This window comes from Vibrio halioticoli NBRC 102217 (assembly GCF_000496695.1).
Taxonomy (GTDB): domain Bacteria; phylum Pseudomonadota; class Gammaproteobacteria; order Enterobacterales; family Vibrionaceae; genus Vibrio; species Vibrio halioticoli.
On sequence record NZ_BAUJ01000010.1, the window covers coordinates 65,899 to 83,817 of the forward strand.

Here is a 17,919-nt window from a genome sequence, read left to right on the forward strand (position 1 = left end):
ACATACAGACTTAATGTTGTATTTTCTCAATATTCAATAATTCTAATTACTCGGTTATAGATTGATTCTGAGAATTTAGTTACAATCAGCGCGTGGATAAAACCTCCAAACAGCAAAGGTACGCAAATTGTCAATCGAGTCTAGTAGTCTGAAGTTTTCAGGTCATCAAACCTTCCCTGTCCGTTATGGATGGATCTACAAAATAATTCAAGAAGTTCAAACTAACGTTTCGATTTCTAGTAAAGAGACTATTGAACAACAAATGGTTTCTATGGGAATGGGTAAAAATATGGTTTTGTCCGTTAGACACTGGATCAAAACTCTCAAGCTTGTACAACCTAATCAGAACAAGCTACTCGATTTTGAACTTACCGATTTAGCTAAAAACCTTTTCGTTAACACTGAAGAGCAAAAAGCATGGGATGAATTCTTAGATAAGATCGGTACGATTTGGCTACTGCATTGGTTAACTCAATCAATCCCTGCAAGCAACGCAGAGTTAAACACTGCTAGATGGTTTTTCAACTATTTTAATGGTGTTCGTTTAGATAAACAACAACTTGCTAGAGATATAAACCTGTCTTTGGGTAATCATGAAAAAGAGCTTACTGAAGCAACACTTCGTAAAGATATTGATTGTTTTTTTCAAACCTACTCAACTAAATATTCCGTTAACAAAAAGTTAAGCGAAGATAGCTTCACCTCTCCTTTTACCGAGTTAGGGCTCCTAGTTCAACTTGATGGAAAAACCTATTTATCAGAATTATCAAGTAGGAAATCTTTACCCGATGAGGTGTTTACCTTCGCACTGGTTGATTTTATGCAGAAACAGCAAATTGATAAGTCAGGAAAAGTCATCAGTAACGAGAATACATTCTCCTTTGATAAACTTTTAAATGAAATTGGTTCACCTGGGCGTATCTTCAGACTCACATCAAACGGACTAAGTGAAAAACTAGATTCTGTTGAAAGAATTACTAACGGTCAAGTGGCCTGGACAGACACTCAAGGGCTACGACAAGTGCAACATTCATTTAATAATTTGCACGCTATTGACCCATCTGAATACCTAACTAGTTACTACAAGAGATAAACATGACATTAGCAAATCAATACTCTATTTCAGTTAGGCATCAACGCTCTACGCGCATTGATAGTGACTTAAGCCCTAAATTTTTCCCTGGTCTTGTTTATCACGGTACAGCTCAAAACGCTTTAGAAACTCTTGTTCGCCAGTATTCTCAAGCGGGACAAAGTGCTTACACATTAACAGGTCCTTATGGCTCTGGTAAATCTACGGTTGCTTTGTTATTAGCTGGCATGTTGCACTTCGATAAACAAGTGCACAACGCTGCGCGATCTGTCCTAAACAACGAATCGAAAAGTTATTTTGATTCTAATTTTGTTGTTGTCAAAGGTTGGCTACAAATCCGCTCTGTTGGCGGAGTAAACGCACCCATTGATACATTTTGGAATGCTACCCTAGAGTCTTTAAAAGAGCACCCCAATACTCAGCCTCTATTTAAAGAGTACTCTAAAACCATACCTAAAAGTGAAGCTGAACTTATCACATTGTGGGAGAAGCTATTTACCGAAGTTCGTAATTTCGTTGATGGTGTTTTAATTCTCGGTGATGAGATGGGCAAGTCTCTTGAGTTTATAAATAAAAATAAGGGTGAACTCCACCTATACCAGGATTTAGCTGAAGTTTTAGGTCGTTTAGACACTCCCGTCCTATTTCTAGGTTTACTTCATCAATCGTTTAGTGAGTACGCAAAAGAGCGTGGAACTAAGCTTCAAGAAGAATGGGCAAAAATCCAAGGTCGCTACACTGATATTTTATACAATGTTTCAACCGATGAGACAGTATCACTGATAGCTAAATCTATTGAACCTGCTAAAGGCACCGCCCCCGATCAAACTCGATTTATTGAACTAGTACTAAATGCTCTTGAAGATACCGAACAACGCAAAAAACAATTAAAAAGTCGTCTAGAGAATGTAGCTCCTTTGCATCCACTCGTAGCGTTAATACTAGGGCCACTTTCTAAGCGTCGCTTTAGCCAAAATGAACGAAGCACTTTTGGGTTTTTGAATTCTCATGAACCAAGCAGTTTCCAGCTATTTCTACAACATACAGTAGACACAAATATAAGATATTCACTTAGCGATCTATGGGACTATCTTGAGACCAATTTAGAACACGCGATTCTTAGCTCTCCTGATGGTCATGGATGGGCAGAAGCTTCAGAAGCAATTAATAAAGTCGATGTTCCTCAAGATACATTGAATATTTTAAAATCTATTGCCCTTCTAAATTTATTTGGTAAACCAGCCAAACTTTATGCGACAGAGCCAATGCTTCAAGCTGCTAGCGGTATTGAGGATAGGAATAAGCTTAAAAGACATCTAGAACTTCTAAAAAAAGCATCATCAATCATTTTTCGGAAACATCAATCTTCTTGGGTAATATTCGAAGGTAGTGATATTGATATTCCTACGCTTTTAGAAGAAAAAATTGAGCAACTAACGTCTAGTACCGAAGCCATTGAGCATATTGCATACTCGCAACAAACTATGGCAAAAGGCCATTATCATCTAACTGGTTCATTACGCTGGGTTGAGCAGACTCTTTGTCAAAATGTTGGCATGCTTAACCTAAGCCAACTCTCCCTATCAAAAATTGGAGAATTCGCTCACTTCGTACTACTAATGGAAGGAGTAAGTAGTGATGAGCTCATTAAAAAATCTCAAGAGTATCCTAATATTGCTTTTGCTGTAGCAAGCAACTCAGACGATATCATCGCATACGCAAATGAAGTATATGCACTAAACCTAATCAGAGCTGATAAAGAAGTAGGTGCAGCAATTCAGCACGATAAAGTCGCTCAAAAAGAGTTTGATAGCCGTTTATCTGATGCTCAGAAACTGCTTTGGTCTTCAATTGAAGAAGGCTTTAGTAGTTCATTCTGGACTGTCAGAGGGATACCTAGCGACAGAGCATACCCATTAAGTGAACTTGCCAGTGAATTAGCCGATCATATCTATTGTGATAGCCCTAAAATATTAAACGAACTAGTTAACCGTAATAAAATATCTGGCACTGCTGTATCTGCGCGTAAAAAATTGTTAGAAGCAATGTTAGATTTTGATGATGAAGAAAATTTAGATATAGATGGCTTCCCTCCTGAAAAGTCCATGTATATCAGTTGCTTGAAGAACACAAACTTACATATCAATAACGGAACAGATTGGGAGTGGTCACTAGAAAATGTTGCTCCTGAATTTAAAAAACTCTTTGAATTTACTAGTAAATATCTAAAAGATAACGCTGGTGAGCAAGTTAACTTAGCTACTATCGAAAAATTGTGGGCTGATGCACCTTTCGGTATCAGTGCTGGAGTATTCCCAATACTGTTACTTGCCTATCTAAAAACATTAGGGCAAGACATTGCGTACTATGAAAAAGCACTTTCAGGTGACTTTGAATTTCTCGCTGAGCCAGACATAGACTATGTACATAAACTACAAAAAGCGCCAAAAGAGCTCGCTATTAAGTTTATTGTACTAGAAGAGAAAGATAAACAGTGGCTTCAACAGTTGGCAGTTTACGTGTCTATCTTGACGGGGCAGTCAACGCAAACAAATTTACTCTCTATAGCTACCCCACTTGTAACCACTATGCACACTCTGCCTCACTGGGTTAGAAATGCTAGTAATCTAGTGGAGGATGACCGTTTACTGAATAAGAAAGTACTGCGTTTACGTGATATTTTCTTACAAGCAAACGATCCTCATGCACTATTAATTCAACAGTTAAATGAAGTTCTAGATCCTAACTCAGACCTAACAGAAACAAATAAGATTGATGGTTTAGAGCAGTGTATTTCTGTGCTACGTGCCGCACATGGCAAGATGCTGAGTAAAATGCATTCAACAGTAGACCAGTTTATTCCTGAATCAGGAGAATTACTCCTAAAAATGTGTCAAACCGTTGAACGTAAATCTGGTGACTTACGACTAAAATCATTTGCCCGAGAACTAGGTCGAAGTACAGAAAGCGAGTCTGGCTGGCTGGAGTCACTTGTTGCCGTTGTAGCTGGTAGAGGAATGACTAATTGGAACGAAAGCAATCTGCTGGTTGCTGAACAGAAAATTAGCGATTTCTCCCAAGATTTCTTGCGTGTATACAAGGCATCCTCACAGCGCGACTTAGAAACAGAAGATACGGCATTGTCCACACGGAGTGTATCCCTCGTTCTTGAAAATGAAGATGGCAAGTTCGTTAACTTTAGCAAAGAGATTAAAGTTAGTGATGATGCTATCATCGCCCCTATCAAGAGTAATTTATCTAAAGAACTCGATAAATTAAGTGAATTTGAAAAGATCGATGTACTAAAGCAATTGTTGCAAGATGCATTACAAACTCAAGGTTAATGAAGTAGGTAACAATCATGAGTAATGATAGAAAAGTAAAACATGTCTTAGGTTTATCTGGTGGTAAAGACAGTGCTGCTTTAGCCATTTATATGGCTCGTGAGTACCCAGAGTTAGATATCGACTACTTTTTCACCGACACTGGCTATGAATTGCCTGAGGTTTATGAGTTTATCGAGCAGTTAGAAAGTATTCTTGGCAAAGAAATATTAAGACTTAATCACAATGAACGAGCAGTTAACAATGATGTTAAAGTCTTCGATAAACTCTTAGCGGAACATAACAACTTCCTTCCTTCTGGTCGTCAACGATGGTGCACCATTCGTATGAAACTAGAACCATTTGAAAAATGGATTAAGCCATATTTAAATGATGGCTATGAGGTTGTTTCTTATGTAGGTATTCGAGCTGATGAACCTTGGCGCGACGGATATACTCCTAATGAATCTCAAAAATACCTCAAGATAAAAATGCCATTTGCCGATGATGGTATAAAAAGAGCCGGTGTTATCTCTCTATTGGAAAGCTCTGGTATCGGTTTACCAAAATACTATGAGTGGCGCTCTCGCTCCGGTTGTACCTTTTGTTTTTTCCAAAGAAAAATTGAGTGGGTTAGGCTAATGGAACGATATCCAGAAGCTTTTGAAGAAGCAAAAGCTTATGAAAAAAGAGCTGAAACTAGCGCAAATGGCGAGACATTCTATTGGATGGGACCAAACGAACCCCTTACCACTTTAGAAAACCCAGAACGAATTGCTCAAATTAAAGCAAACCATGAAAAATCGTTAAAGCGATTTGAAAAAAAGAAAGCTAGAGAACGAAAACGTAAACTAGGTCTTCATGCTATGGTCAACGAAGAACAACTTATCGACACAATGTTTATGGACGAGATCTATGACGATGTCGAAGGTGGTGGTGCTTGTGTTACATGCTACAAATAAATTAAATGGATAATTATCCTCTAAAATCACACTCGTGGACTGTTATTGGTCCACGTTTGGGAGTAAAAGTCGTAGATAAAACATTACTTAACGACTACCAAACAGGTATCCCACAAGATATTTGGCCTCACTTATTTCCAAATTTAACTCTAAACGCTAGTGATAAAATAAGCTGGAATGCACTTTCTATACTTAATAGCTCAAACACCATAAATATAGAAATGACTAAAACTGGTAGAGCTAGAATTAATCATTTGCCTATAGATGGAAATCTGAAAATCGGTGACAATCTTTGTTTTTACTTTGGAGAAGGCGCCATCAAACTCTTCGCATGGCAACAAGAATGCTAAAAATCTCCAACACCGTCACCCTAGCCGACTGGGAAATTGAAATGACTGCCATTCGCGCGCAAGGTGCGGGTGGGCAGAATGTGAATAAAACCTCATCAGCCATCCATCTTCGATTTGATATTAGTCGTTCCACCTTGCCGCAAGTGTATAAAGAACGATTGCTGGCTTTGTCGGATAGCCGTATTACCAGTGATGGCGTGATTGTGATTAAAGCGCAGGCGCATAGGACGCAGGAATTGAATCGACAAGATGCGTTAGATCGTCTGTTAATCTTGATTAAAAGCGTAACGATTGTGCCAAAGATACGTCGTGCGACTAAGCCGACGCGCGCCTCACAAAGACGACGAGTGGATGCGAAAAAGAAAAAGGGACAAACTAAATCAATGCGAGGCCGAGTGGTTTAACCCGACCCCGTAGTTAACTCGACCCCGTAGTATACGAGTATTTTTACTCTAGCGGCGTGAGCGAGAGTTACGCTCTTGCGCTTTTCTCGCTTTAAAGGCAGAAGCGGCTTTGGCTTGCGAGGCTAAAATTGAATCGACAGTCAATTCCATAGGCTCTTTGGGTTCAATGCCGTTAGCAAAAGTGCGCATTCTTGGTGGAATTTCTCTTTCTTCTTCTGTTGGACGTGGCATACGTTTAAAGCGAGACAAATAAAAGGCTTCTAGTTTCTCTCTTGCCCAGTCACTTTTACGTAAGTATTTAACGCTACTTGCCACTGATGGATTGGTGTGAAAACAGTTAAAACGCATTGCTGTGTCGAGAATATCCCAGCCGTAATGGTCAACAAGTTCTTTCACCATATCTTCAAGCTTTAGGCCGTGTAATGGGTTGTTTTGTAATTCTTCTCTATTAATGCTCATTGTACGTTCACTGTTGTGTATTTGGGTGAAGTATAACAATCCAAGAGCCTAACAGGTAACAGAAATGTCATTCTAAGCTCTTTCAAGTGCTTCGTTTGGCCCTGCGCCTATCAATTAGGGCACAAAAGGGACTCAAATCTGATAATTACTTTTTTTACCGATATCAAAATGCAAAGGCATACGCCATTTTTTAAGGGCTAAGAAGGCAAAGATAGCGCCACTGATACTGCTAAGTATGGCAAGTAAGGCGGCATCTTTCATCCAAATCACCAGTACCGATAAGATCAGCAACATAGGCACAAGCGTTAACCCTTTAATCTTAAAGCAGTATGACTCTTTTAATGCCACCCCAGAAAAAGTCACAAAAAAGAAGCCGATAAACAGCCAATCATGGCTAGGTAATGCAATAAAAGTCACTAACCCCAACCACCCAGACCACACAATAAGGGTGCGGATCTTTTTATCGTAGATATGAATTGTCGCCGCACACATAGCAGCAGAAATCGCCACAACATGAATACTTAAATGGCGCATGAAACCCGCTTTATCACTTTCGATCACGCACAGTATTTCGGCAAATGCGAGCATCAATAGTGCTACCGATACTAGGCTAATCCCTATTCTGTATATCACTACACTAATTTTATCTAATCCATCTAGCGATTCTTTATGCTCAGGATTGGCCATGAGTTTAATCTACCTTAATCACTTCTTTATTAAAAAAGACATTACCCGTTATCGCATTTGCTGTGGCGATAAAGACACTGTTGCTATCGGACTCTCGTTTGAACTGAAATTTAAATTGCTCTACCGGCGCTAATATCGGCAAGTCACTTCGCTCAGATAGTTGATAGCCGCCGTCTTGATAGAGGTCGCTATTCACCACCAATTTATGCGCTATGGCTTTGCCTGACTTACGATTAAAAATAGGCTCACTGGTCGCATCAAAAGGATAGTTTTGTCCGTCGTAGCGAAGCAAACGCAGTGAATTACCGCTAGCAACCACAATGTTCTTCCATTGATAATTGCCCGTACGTGAAAGCAAGATCGGGCGTTTTATGGATGTAAACGTGGCTAGCAATTGTTTTGATGAATCAAACAGATAGCCAGTACAACCCTCTGCTTCACAAAAATGAGCGTCTTGCATTAGCACAAATAACTCGTCTTCATTATCGCCGTTAAGATCAGCATAAGCGTAAACAAAAGCGTCTGATTTAGCCGTAAATCCTTCAGGAAATGTGACTTGGTCGAACAATATTTTGAGTATTGGATCGTTAGGAGGGTCAATAGGAGCAGCAGGAGTAGAACTCGTCTGACATCCTGTGAGCAAAACGAGTATTGAGAGTAGAAAAGCGTAACTAAACTTGGTCTTTCTATCCATATTAAACATAGTGACTCCTCCCTAATCAAAGCTAGGACAAGTCACTATATTGTTCAATGATGTGCGGTAATTTACACGGGTTGTACGTAGTAATAGATGGCTAAAAAGTGACATGCCGCACCCGCCAACACAAAACAGTGCCAAATAGCGTGATTAAACGGGATACGCTTACCAACATAAAAAATAATGCCCAGTGAATACAACAAACCACCAGCGGCTAAAAATACTAGCCCTCCAGTATGCATTGTCATCGCCAGTTGATACACCATGACCAAAGATAACCAGCCCATAACGATATAGCTAATCAAGGAGAATCGTTTAAAGCGATACACAAATACCACTTTCATGACAATGCCAACTAAGGCAATGGACCAAATCACAATCATCAGCCCTATCGCTAATGGCGTGCGTAACGTGACCAATAAAAAGGGCGTATAGCTACCTGCAATCAGCAAATAAATAGCGCTGTGATCGAAGGTCTTTAATAAACGCTTGGTTTTTTCGTAAGGAACGGCGTGATAAAGCGTGGAGGCTAAAAATAGCAATATCATGCTGCTACCGTAAATGGCCATGCTGGTTATCGTAAGTAGGTCCGCATCATACGATAGGGCTTTACGCACTAATAAAACCAAAGCAAAAACACCAAAAATCATCCCAATCCCGTGGGTCAGTGAATTCGCTATCTCTTCATTTTTACTGTATTGATTGTTACTTGCTGTCGACATGGACACTACTTTCGTTAACTGGCTTAAACTGAGTATGACACGCTTTGCTATTTATTCGTAACTGGTATTTCGTCGCTATAAACTCTTCAACTAATAGATGTGCACTCTTGGGAATATACGCCCAGATCCTAAACCTTTGTTTTCATATGTAGTGGATAACAAAGATTGGTCTATCCTTAACTCAGATCTTAAACTCAGTTTTCATTTTAAATACGGAATACATGCACATGAAAAAACCTCTTGTTATCGTTGCAGTTGTCGCCATTGCTTGGCTATTTATCTGGAACAACAACACCGCATTCTCAAAAGTTTGTTCTTCAGTTAGTGCTGTACAACACCAATTTCCTAGCAAATGTATGAAAGCAAGCGCGCTTTCCGTATTTGAATAAATCGTAAACCGAATACCAATCGTCATAATTAAGTGCTCAAAGATAGCTTTAACAAGCTAGAACGCTACATTCATTATTTCGATTGGCGTAACATCTCAGGTCTAGCTTCTGAGATCCTAGTCCTCTAGGATCTCGTCCCTAATTCGTGCATACATGCAAATTTCAAGACCTGACCCCGCACTTTTTTGGTACATATCGTGATTACAAGATTACCTCGATGGGTTGAATATGGCGCTTTGTTGCTTGCCTTTATTGCCGGATCCATCAATGCTATTGGTTTGTTGGGGCTAGACCATCAGTCTGTGTCTCACCTGTCTGGGACTGCTACCCTATTTGGTACAGAGTTATTTACTTCTTCCATTGGGCAAAGTCTGCACCTTGCGGGCGTTATGGGGTCGTTTTTCTTGGGTGCGGCCATATCGGGTTTTGTACTTAAATCATCCTCTTTAAAACTTAAACGTCACTATGAAGTTCCGCTCCTTTTAGAAGCGTCACTTTTGTTGCTGACCATCTATTTGCTGTTTAACGGTAGCGATTATGGTGACTTTACGGCTGCTGCGGCGTGTGGATTGCAAAATGCAATGGTAACGACCTACAGTGGCGCGATTGTTCGCACCACCCATTTGACGGGGATCATTACCGACCTTGGTTTGATGCTGGGTCATTATTTGCGTGGTGAAGAAGTCAACTCCAGAAAGCTGATGCTATTTATCTACATTACGCTTGGCTTTATTTTAGGCGGCAGTGTGGGGGCTTATCTTTATCTATACAATTCGTTTTATGCTTTATTTATGCCATCGATTTTGTGTGTGGTTATTGCTTTTTACTATCGAATCTATATTAAAAATCACCCTGAAATCGAATAAAGCCTATCAAAAAACAAGAAAGGTACTGAGCCTTAATCGGTCTCAGTACCTTTGTTCATTCACAGTAATTTCATACTAGATCAGTGCATGGCGAGCTTTTGCCGATATCCACTCAGAAATAACCACGGTCACCAGAATCGAGCAAAAGATCACTGTCACTTGTGGCCAAGCTAACACTGCCATTGATTCTTGAAGCTTCAAACCAATGCCACCCGCTCCTACTAAGCCCAACACGGTAGATTCACGAATATTAATGTCCCAACGGAACAAGCTTGTGCCGATGAAACTTGGCATTACCTGTGGCAATACACCGTAGTCCAACACTTGCAGTGGCGATGCGCCCGTGGCGCGAATGGCCGATACTTGAGTAACGTTCACCTCTTCAATGGCTTCGTACATCAGCTTTGAGATAAAACCGATTGAACGTAGGGCAATCGCGATGATACCTGCCAGCAAACCAGGGCCTAAAATAGCAACTAATAACAGCGCCCAAATTAAAGAGTTGATAGAACGACTTGCCGCAATAATAAACAGCGCAATCGGTCGAATAAATACCGCACTTGGAGTGGTGTTTTGTGCCGCAAGAAACGCCACTGGAAACGCCATCACAATCCCGAGCAATGTCCCTAAAGTGGCGATATTTAGTGTATCCCAAAGCGGTAACCATAAATGCTCAAGATAGCTCCAACGTGGCGGCCACATACGAGAGCCAATATCAGCAATCTGATTTGGCGCATCGGTGACGAAGTACCAAATGGTGTCTTGGTTCATCAATTGCCATGCGTATACCAACAGGGTAATAAAAGCTAGCCATACACTCCAGCGAAGCAGAGTCTGTTTTTCGTCGTACTTTCGCCAAACAGTAAGCGAAGAATTGAATTGGGTCATTATTGTACTCGCTTACGAATCAAGGTTGAGGTGTATTCACACAACATAACAATAGCGATGATGATCAGTAGAATGGCCGCTGCTGCGCTGTATTCATAACGATCCATAGCCGTATTCAATGTGCCGCCAATACCACCAGCGCCAACAATGCCGATCACGGCTGATTCACGAAAGTTAATGTCCAAACGGTACATAGATAAACCAATAAATCGCGGCATGACTTGTGCTTGCACCGCATAGTTCACTTGTTGTAACCATGACGCGCCCGTGGCCTTCATCGCCGTTAATGGCGCAGGATCTATGGTTTCAATTTCATCGGCGAACAGCTTGGCCAAAAAGCCAATCGTGGCAAAGGTTAAAGTGACAAAACCGGCAAAAGTACCAAATCCAAACAGCGCTACACATAAAATAGCGATGATGATCTCTTGAAAACTTCTTGCGATAGAAATGAACCCGCGACAGAACAAATAAATAGGTTTAGGCGCTAAGTTTTTGGCTGCGCCCAGTCCAAAAGGTACCGAAAGAATCACGCCTGCCACAGTTGATGTCAGAGTCATGGTTAAACTTTCTATCAAACCTTGCGAGATGTTCTCCCAACGCCCTGTGAAATCAGGATTAAAGAACGCCGATACAAAGCGCCATCCGCGCTCACTGCCTTCGTAGATTCGAGTCCAGTTGATCTCAACCGATTGTGTCGCCAGGTATAAATAGACCACCACCGATAACGTAATGCCCCAGCGTAACCATGCACTGCTGATCAGTGCTGGCTTTTTCCAGTACGTTGGATAGTTGCCACTCATGCCAATGCCTCAGTAAATGGTGCGGCAATGATCTCTTCTTCTTCATCGCTGTCAGTCGTCGACGCACTCCAATCTTCTTGACCGTAGATTTGGGTTAACGCATCTTCGTTAAGCTCACTTGGCTTACCGTCAAAGACCACTTCACCGGCTTGCAGGCCGACAATGCGTTGTACAAATTGTTTTGCCAATTCAACATCGTGGATGTTGATGATGGCAGGAAGCTGATGCTCTTCACAGATTTCACTGATCAGACGCATAATTTGACGAGCCGTTCTCGGATCAAGTGCCGCTGTTGGCTCATCAATCAATAATAATTTGGGTTGTTGCGCGAGCGCTCGTGCAATACCTACACGTTGACGCTGACCACCAGAAAGCGCATCCGCGCGTTTATTCGCGTGCTCTAGTAGCCCTACTCTATCAAGCAAAGCGTACGCCGCTTGCACATCTTGCTCCGGATAACGACGAGCAAAGCTGCGCCAAAAACCCACATAACCAAGACGGCCAGATAATACATTCTCCATCACAGTTAAACGCTCAATCAACGCATATTCTTGGAAGATCATCCCAATCTCTCGGCGAGCATGTCGCAGATTAGATTTGGATAATTGGACAAGATATTTATCTGAAAAAATGACCTGACCACTTGTTGGCTCGGTAAGACGATTGATGCAACGTATTAGCGTCGATTTTCCCGCGCCAGACGGGCCAATTAAACCAACGACCTCACCGGGTTCGACAGTAAAGCTCACATCGGTCAGTGCTTTGTCCGATGCTGAATAGTGCTTGGTTAAACCCTTAAGAATTAGAGTAGACATAACTTCCATTTGGAGAATTTAGAAGGCTTGATAAACCTGTTGAAACAAATTCTGGATAGGTCGTTTTTATTAAAATCCGGACCTATCCAGAGTGATTAAATAACGATGCGCATCACCCGTTAGCTCTGTATTAGCTACAAGTGTAAGAAACGTTATTTGCTGTATCGATAGTGCGGATCACTTCCCAATGCTCTTGGTAAGTAATTGGAATAAATTGTGCTTCACCGTTACGACCGAACTCTTCTTCAAGCTTGGTGCCTTCCCAGTTAAAGGTGAAGAATGCTTGTTGAATCTTCTCTTGTAACTCAGGCGCTAGGTTGTGCGCTGTGCCGTAAGCAGAAGTTGGGAATGTTTGTGACTTGTAGATAGAAGTAAATTGTTCTGGCTTCACAACATCACGCGCAAGCATGCGGTTTAGTACAGAGTTAGCAATTGCCGCTGCATCGTAATCTTGGTGAGCAACACCTAAGATAGAGTTATCGTGCGCGCCAGAGAATGCCGGTTTGAAATCCGCTTCAGGTTTTAGACCATACTCAGCTTTTAAGATAGCTGAAGGTGCTTTGAAACCAGAGTTAGACGTTTGAGAAGTAAATGCTAGGTTCTTGCCTTTCAGATCTTCAACTGCTTTGATACCAGAATCCGGGTGAGTAATGATTTCCATTTCGTACCCGAAAGAACCATCTTTACCTGCCATCATAGTAAATGGTGCAAAACCTGCACAGTTTACTGCTAGTGGCGTAGAGCCTGTGTTAAATGCTGCAATGTGTAGGCGACCTGAACGCATCGCTTCGATTTGAGCGGCGTTGTTTTGCACTGGGAAGAAACGAACGTTCTTACCGGTTTCTTTTTCAAGGTGTGCTAAGAACTCACTCCATACATCAGCATATACTGCTGGGTCTTCAACAGGAGTGTAAGCAAAAATAAGAGTTGATGGGTTAGCCCATTCAGCTTCATTTTGCGGAACATCAGCCACTAGGTTGCCAGTACGGTCTTGGTAGCGAACATCCATAGCTGAAACGGCTGCAGAGAACATTAATGCAGTAGCAACTGCAGTCTTAACTAACTTCATTGTCTTTTCCTAAACGGGTTTAAGTTGGAAGGTAAGTTAGTTGAGTTTAATGACAGTAAAGTTTAAAGTTTGTGAATTAATTATGTATATCAATCATTTGGATGCCCAGAAAAAATAAATGTAAATAGTTATTATTAATAACTGGATAGAATAGATATTTGCGCTGACCACAGCTAATATGCATATGAACATCATTAGCTACGCAATAAGTAGCACAAGAAAGGTTTGCATAAAACATGAACGTTATTTGCCAATTTATGCTTGGCCAGCAACTCGATCACAAAAACAGAAGCATTGAGCAGATATGGGCTCTGGATGATTTTTGGCTACAGTATGATCGAGAATACCTACAATGGTTATTCCCCATAGACACCTCTAATAAACTTCAATCCCACACCCCTTTAGTGTGTCAGTCCACCCGTGATTATTTTTTCACCTGTAAAGCCTTAAGAGAAGCTCAACGTCGCTCGTTAAACATGATGTTAAATTTTTATGACATGCAATTGATCGATGGTGTTGTGCTTCCGCAAACCAATTTCAGCGTAAATGAGCATAGTTGGCTCAAGTATGACGACTACAGTCATCAATGTATTACCCAAATGATTCGAAGTTTAGCCCTTCTAGGACAAAAAGAATTAAGCCAAGCCTTTCAAAAGGGAATGATTGATGCGGCCGTACAATATGGTGAAGTCGGTCAGGAGTCACTCACCCATTGGCGAAACGCTCATCTGCTATAGAATTCAATCCAACACATCCCACACGCTATAAATTAATCAACAATGAGGGCCCCGTGTTCTCATTGATCAAAAAACACACGCCCCCCTATTCAGCATGTATCTAAAGCATCGTCCTTTTACCTCTTTGGTATTAGTGATCAAGAGCACAAATACACCTTAATTATATTGACTTACCTGTTTGTTTTTTCCCGTTTTATTCACCTTACAAAGCGTAATTTTTCGTACCAAAAACTGAGAATTATTTTCCACCGAAATATTTTGAGTAATGAACTTAAAACCGTTAATTTTCGGCGCTAAATCAAAAAAAACATCAGGGTTATTATATGTTCAAAAACTTCTTTGCGAGCCTTTCAAAGGTTGGTAAAGCATTGATGCTACCAATTGCATCTATGCCTGCCGCCGGTATTTTGTTAGGTATCGGTTCCGCTAACTTTGGGTTTATCCCACCTATCGTGTCACAACTTATGGCTGAAGCCGGTGGCGCTGTATTTGGTAACTTGCCACTTATTTTCGCACTTGGTGTCGCAATTTCCTTTACTGACAATGACGGCGTGGGGGCCGTTGCTGCAGGTATCGGTTATTACGTACTGATTGCAACCTTAAAGGTTATGGCAGGCGTACTAGGCGTTGATCACATCGATATGGGGGTACTCGGTGGTATCATTTCTGGTGCGGTAGGCGCATACATGTTCAACCGTTTCTACACCATCAAGATGCCAGCTTACTTAGGCTTCTTTGCGGGTAAACGATTTGTACCGATTGTCACTTCATTTGCTATGTTGCTATTGGGTATCGCACTTGCCTTTATTTGGCAACCTATTGGTTTAGGTATCGATGCGTTTGGTCACTGGGCTACAGAACAAAATCCAGTCATGGCATTTTGGGCTTACGGCACCGCGGAGCGTGCATTAATTCCATTTGGCTTACACCACGTTATTAACGTAATCATTCAGCTTCAAGCCGGTGACTTTACTAACGCAGCAGGTCAAGTATTCCATGGTGAAATTCCTCGCTTCTTCGCAGGCGATCCAAACTCAGGCAACCTAGCAGGCGGCTATCTGTTCAAGATGTTTGGTTTACCAGCAGCGGCTATTGCAATGGGTCGCGCAGCAAAACCTGAAAATAGAGTCAAAGTGATGGGGATCATGGTTTCGGCGGCTCTTACTTCATTCTTAACAGGTATTACTGAACCAGTAGAGTTCGCATTCCTATTTATTTCACCAGCGCTATACGCAATCCACGCTATCATGGCAGGTCTTGCTTATCCGCTATGTATTATTTTGGGTGTGAAACACGGTTACAGCTTTAGCGCCGGTCTTATTGACTACTTAACCTTCTATGGTATTTCGACTAAAGGTTGGATGATCATTCCACTTGGCCTAGCGTATGCAGCGATTTACTACGCTGTATTTACTTGGTTTATCAAGTTCTTCAACTTGAAAACACCAGGCCGTGAAGATGGAGAGCAAGACACCTCTGAAAAACTAGAAGGTGACGAGTTCACTAAAGAACTCGTTGCTGCGTTTGGTGGTAAAGGAAACATTGTTTCTGTCGACGCTTGTATTACTCGTTTGAGAATGCAGGTTAAAGACCAAGACCAAGTAGATAATGATCGACTAAAAGCTCTAGGGGCAGCAGGCGTAGTACGTGTAGGTACTGGCGTACAAGCTATCTTTGGCGGCAATAGTGATGTTTATAAAACACAAATGCTCGATCATATGAAAAACAACTAAACTCAATTAAGTTTAATACTGTCTATTAAGAGTGGCTCCCGTTAAGGGTGCCACTCTTTTTTTGTTTAAACGATTTATCACCTGCGCAGCTAAGCTCCCCTGTTCTCGCTTCTCGCTTCTCGCTTCTCGCTTTGCAATAAAGTTGTGACACGCCACTCATTCCAAATCAGCAAAATCTCACCCACCCACCTTAGTTAACAAAATCGCAATAACTTCGTTTCATACACACACAAATAATGTGACTATTTAGTAACCATATAGTGGTACACCCTACATTAAGCGAATTAATAAAAATAACATCGTCAAAGGCTACAAAGAGGAGAAATAAAATGCATAAAAATGACACTGTCCCCCTCCCTAGCAACACCAAAGAATGGCTAATGCATAAAAACAGTTTGATAGTCCTTGCTGATATCGCACTGTTTATTGCCCTATATAATCTGTTGCCGTTTGAACCGCAGGTCGTGCTTGGCTTTAGTATATTAGTGTTTATTGCAGTGCTTTGGTTAACCGAGGCATTGCACGTAACTATCACCGCCATCTTAGTGCCTATTTTGGCGGTCGCCTTTGATATTTTTAATACCCAAACTGCCCTCAACAACTTTTCTAACCCTATTATCTTTCTCTTTTTAGGGGGCTTTGCGCTTGCTGCGGCTATGCATGTACAAGGGCTTGATAAAGTCATTGCCGATAAAGTGCTGATCATGGCAAAAGGCAAAATGAGCACCGCGGTATTTATGCTGTTTGGTGTGACTGCAGGCTTATCTATGTGGATCAGTAACACAGCCACAGCCGCTATGATGCTTCCGTTGGTATTAGGGGTGCTCAGTAAAGTGGATGCAGGCAAAGAGCGCAAAACCTATGTCTTTGTACTGCTTGGCGTAGCTTACAGTGCCAGTATCGGCGGTATCGCCACCATAGTAGGCTCACCGCCGAACGCCATTGCCGCAGCCGAAGTGGGACTGACCTTTAGCGAATGGATGGCATTTGGCGTACCTGCCACTATCATCTTATTGCCACTTGCCGTAACCACTCTTTATTTGGTACTCAAGCCAAACTTGAAAGGCACATTTGAGCTAAACCGTGAGCCGGTAGTGTGGGACAAAGGTAAGATTGTGACTTTGTCTATCTTTGCTTTGACCGTATCTTGCTGGATATTCAGTAAGCCGATCAACGCCATGTTAGGCGGAATTTCACGCTTTGATACCATTGTCGCCTTGTGCGCAATTGTCTTGGTCAGCTTTGCGCGAGTCGTACACTGGAAAGACATAGAAAAAACCGCGGATTGGGGCGTATTGATCTTGTTTGGCGGCGGCATTTGTTTAAGTAATGTTCTAAAAGCCACCGGCACCAGTGTTTTCTTGGCAAATACACTAAGTAGCCTGATCTCAGATTTTGGCATCTTATTCATTATCGCCATCATTGCTCTGTTTGTGGTTTTCTTAACCGAATTTGCCAGCAACACCGCCAGTGCGGCGCTACTGATTCCCATCTTTGCGACAGTGGCAGAAGTATTTGGCATGTCGCCAGTCATTCTGTCTGTATTGATTGCCGTCGCTGCTTCTTGTGCCTTTATGCTTCCAGTAGCCACTCCGCCAAATGCAATTGTGTTTGGCTCAGGGCACATCAAGCAGCAAGAAATGATGCGAGTGGGCATTGTCTTGAATATTGCGTGCATTATCGCTCTTACCTTTATTGCCACCGTATTCTGGTAAGCGATTTTTCACCGACCACTTAAATAAAGAGGCAGCGTGTTACTGCCTCTTTTTTCATCACTTGAACGCACAAAACAAACTCATTGCACAACATGCAGTTTCTTATCTTTTCCTGAACGTTTTTTATTTGTATCATCATTAACGGACGTTAATTAACGGGAGCAGGATGCTCATATCTCACTGATGAATAAACAAAAACAACACTCTAGT

At 41.6% G+C, this 17,919-nt stretch carries 18 protein-coding genes; 10 read left to right on the forward strand and 8 right to left on the reverse strand.

The window, feature by feature from the left end:
* Positions 1–127: 127 nt before the first annotated feature.
* Genes VHA01S_RS04710 through arfB form a run of 5 tightly spaced genes read left to right on the forward strand, consistent with a single transcriptional unit; the run spans position 128 to position 6,132 of the window.
* Complete coding sequence (locus VHA01S_RS04710) at positions 128–1,093, forward strand: DUF4007 family protein (protein ID WP_023403208.1); 966 nt, start codon at positions 128–130, stop codon at positions 1,091–1,093.
* A 2-nt stretch (positions 1,094–1,095) separates the two neighbouring features.
* Positions 1,096–4,437, forward strand: coding sequence for a hypothetical protein (locus VHA01S_RS04715; protein WP_023403209.1), 3,342 nt, complete (start codon positions 1,096–1,098; stop codon positions 4,435–4,437).
* 17 nt (positions 4,438–4,454) lie between these two features.
* On the forward strand, positions 4,455–5,378 hold the full coding sequence (locus VHA01S_RS04720; RefSeq protein ID WP_023403210.1) for a phosphoadenosine phosphosulfate reductase domain-containing protein: 924 nt from the start codon (positions 4,455–4,457) through the stop codon (positions 5,376–5,378).
* 5 nt (positions 5,379–5,383) lie between these two features.
* Positions 5,384–5,728, forward strand: coding sequence for a hypothetical protein (locus VHA01S_RS04725; protein WP_023403211.1), 345 nt, complete (start codon positions 5,384–5,386; stop codon positions 5,726–5,728).
* Positions 5,722–6,132 carry an alternative ribosome rescue aminoacyl-tRNA hydrolase ArfB gene (gene arfB / locus VHA01S_RS04730; RefSeq protein ID WP_023403212.1) on the forward strand — a complete coding sequence of 137 codons (411 nt, stop codon included), beginning with the start codon at positions 5,722–5,724 and terminating at the stop codon, positions 6,130–6,132. Before VHA01S_RS04725 ends, arfB begins: the two co-directional genes overlap by 7 nt.
* A gap of 48 nt (positions 6,133–6,180) precedes the next feature.
* On the opposite strand, the gene VHA01S_RS04735 is transcribed toward arfB, so the two are convergent.
* From VHA01S_RS04735 to trhA, 4 genes are all read right to left on the reverse strand, one after another.
* Entirely contained in the window at positions 6,181–6,591 is a 411-nt protein-coding gene (locus VHA01S_RS04735) for a VF530 family protein (protein WP_039970166.1), read from the reverse strand.
* Positions 6,592–6,723: 132 nt separating this feature from the next.
* Positions 6,724–7,278 (reverse strand): DUF2301 domain-containing membrane protein, encoded by a 555-nt coding sequence (locus VHA01S_RS04740; protein WP_023403214.1) that lies wholly within the window; start codon positions 7,276–7,278, stop codon positions 6,724–6,726.
* A 4-nt stretch (positions 7,279–7,282) separates the two neighbouring features.
* Positions 7,283–7,981: a hypothetical protein gene (locus VHA01S_RS04745; RefSeq protein WP_023403215.1), complete on the reverse strand. Its 699-nt coding sequence runs from the start codon at positions 7,979–7,981 to the stop codon at positions 7,283–7,285.
* A gap of 62 nt (positions 7,982–8,043) precedes the next feature.
* Positions 8,044–8,697: a PAQR family membrane homeostasis protein TrhA gene (trhA, locus tag VHA01S_RS04750; RefSeq protein ID WP_023403216.1), complete on the reverse strand. Its 654-nt coding sequence runs from the start codon at positions 8,695–8,697 to the stop codon at positions 8,044–8,046.
* A gap of 227 nt (positions 8,698–8,924) precedes the next feature.
* Here trhA and VHA01S_RS18460 point away from each other — a divergent pair, with 227 nt between their 5' ends.
* Complete coding sequence (locus tag VHA01S_RS18460) at positions 8,925–9,086, forward strand: hypothetical protein (protein WP_162890991.1); 162 nt, start codon at positions 8,925–8,927, stop codon at positions 9,084–9,086.
* Between the two features lie 197 nt (positions 9,087–9,283).
* Entirely contained in the window at positions 9,284–9,952 is a 669-nt protein-coding gene (locus tag VHA01S_RS04755) for a YoaK family protein (protein WP_039970168.1), read from the forward strand.
* A 75-nt stretch (positions 9,953–10,027) separates the two neighbouring features.
* Here VHA01S_RS04755 and phnE (VHA01S_RS04760) read toward each other — a convergent pair whose 3' ends face one another.
* The 4 genes from phnE (VHA01S_RS04760) to phnD form a co-directional block, all read right to left on the reverse strand.
* Positions 10,028–10,840 (reverse strand): phosphonate ABC transporter, permease protein PhnE, encoded by an 813-nt coding sequence (gene phnE, locus VHA01S_RS04760; RefSeq protein WP_023403218.1) that lies wholly within the window; start codon positions 10,838–10,840, stop codon positions 10,028–10,030.
* Positions 10,840–11,640: a phosphonate ABC transporter, permease protein PhnE gene (gene phnE, locus VHA01S_RS04765; protein ID WP_023403219.1), complete on the reverse strand. Its 801-nt coding sequence runs from the start codon at positions 11,638–11,640 to the stop codon at positions 10,840–10,842. Before phnE (VHA01S_RS04765) ends, phnE (VHA01S_RS04760) begins: the two co-directional genes overlap by 1 nt.
* Positions 11,637–12,455: a phosphonate ABC transporter ATP-binding protein gene (gene phnC, locus VHA01S_RS04770; RefSeq protein ID WP_039970169.1), complete on the reverse strand. Its 819-nt coding sequence runs from the start codon at positions 12,453–12,455 to the stop codon at positions 11,637–11,639. Before phnC ends, phnE (VHA01S_RS04765) begins: the two co-directional genes overlap by 4 nt.
* A 130-nt stretch (positions 12,456–12,585) precedes the next feature.
* Positions 12,586–13,524, reverse strand: coding sequence for a phosphate/phosphite/phosphonate ABC transporter substrate-binding protein (gene phnD, locus VHA01S_RS04775; RefSeq protein ID WP_023403221.1), 939 nt, complete (start codon positions 13,522–13,524; stop codon positions 12,586–12,588).
* 236 nt (positions 13,525–13,760) lie between these two features.
* Here phnD and VHA01S_RS04780 point away from each other — a divergent pair, with 236 nt between their 5' ends.
* From VHA01S_RS04780 to VHA01S_RS04790, 3 genes are all read left to right on the forward strand, one after another.
* A complete protein-coding gene (locus tag VHA01S_RS04780; RefSeq protein ID WP_023403222.1) occupies positions 13,761–14,261 on the forward strand; it encodes an opioid growth factor receptor-related protein in 501 nt (166 codons plus the stop codon).
* Positions 14,262–14,584: 323 nt separating this feature from the next.
* On the forward strand, positions 14,585–15,994 hold the full coding sequence (gene ptsG / locus VHA01S_RS04785) for a PTS glucose transporter subunit IIBC (RefSeq protein WP_023403223.1): 1,410 nt from the start codon (positions 14,585–14,587) through the stop codon (positions 15,992–15,994).
* Positions 15,995–16,323: 329 nt separating this feature from the next.
* A complete protein-coding gene (locus VHA01S_RS04790) occupies positions 16,324–17,709 on the forward strand; it encodes an SLC13 family permease (RefSeq protein WP_023403224.1) in 1,386 nt (461 codons plus the stop codon).
* The last annotated feature ends 210 nt before the right edge of the window (positions 17,710–17,919 follow it).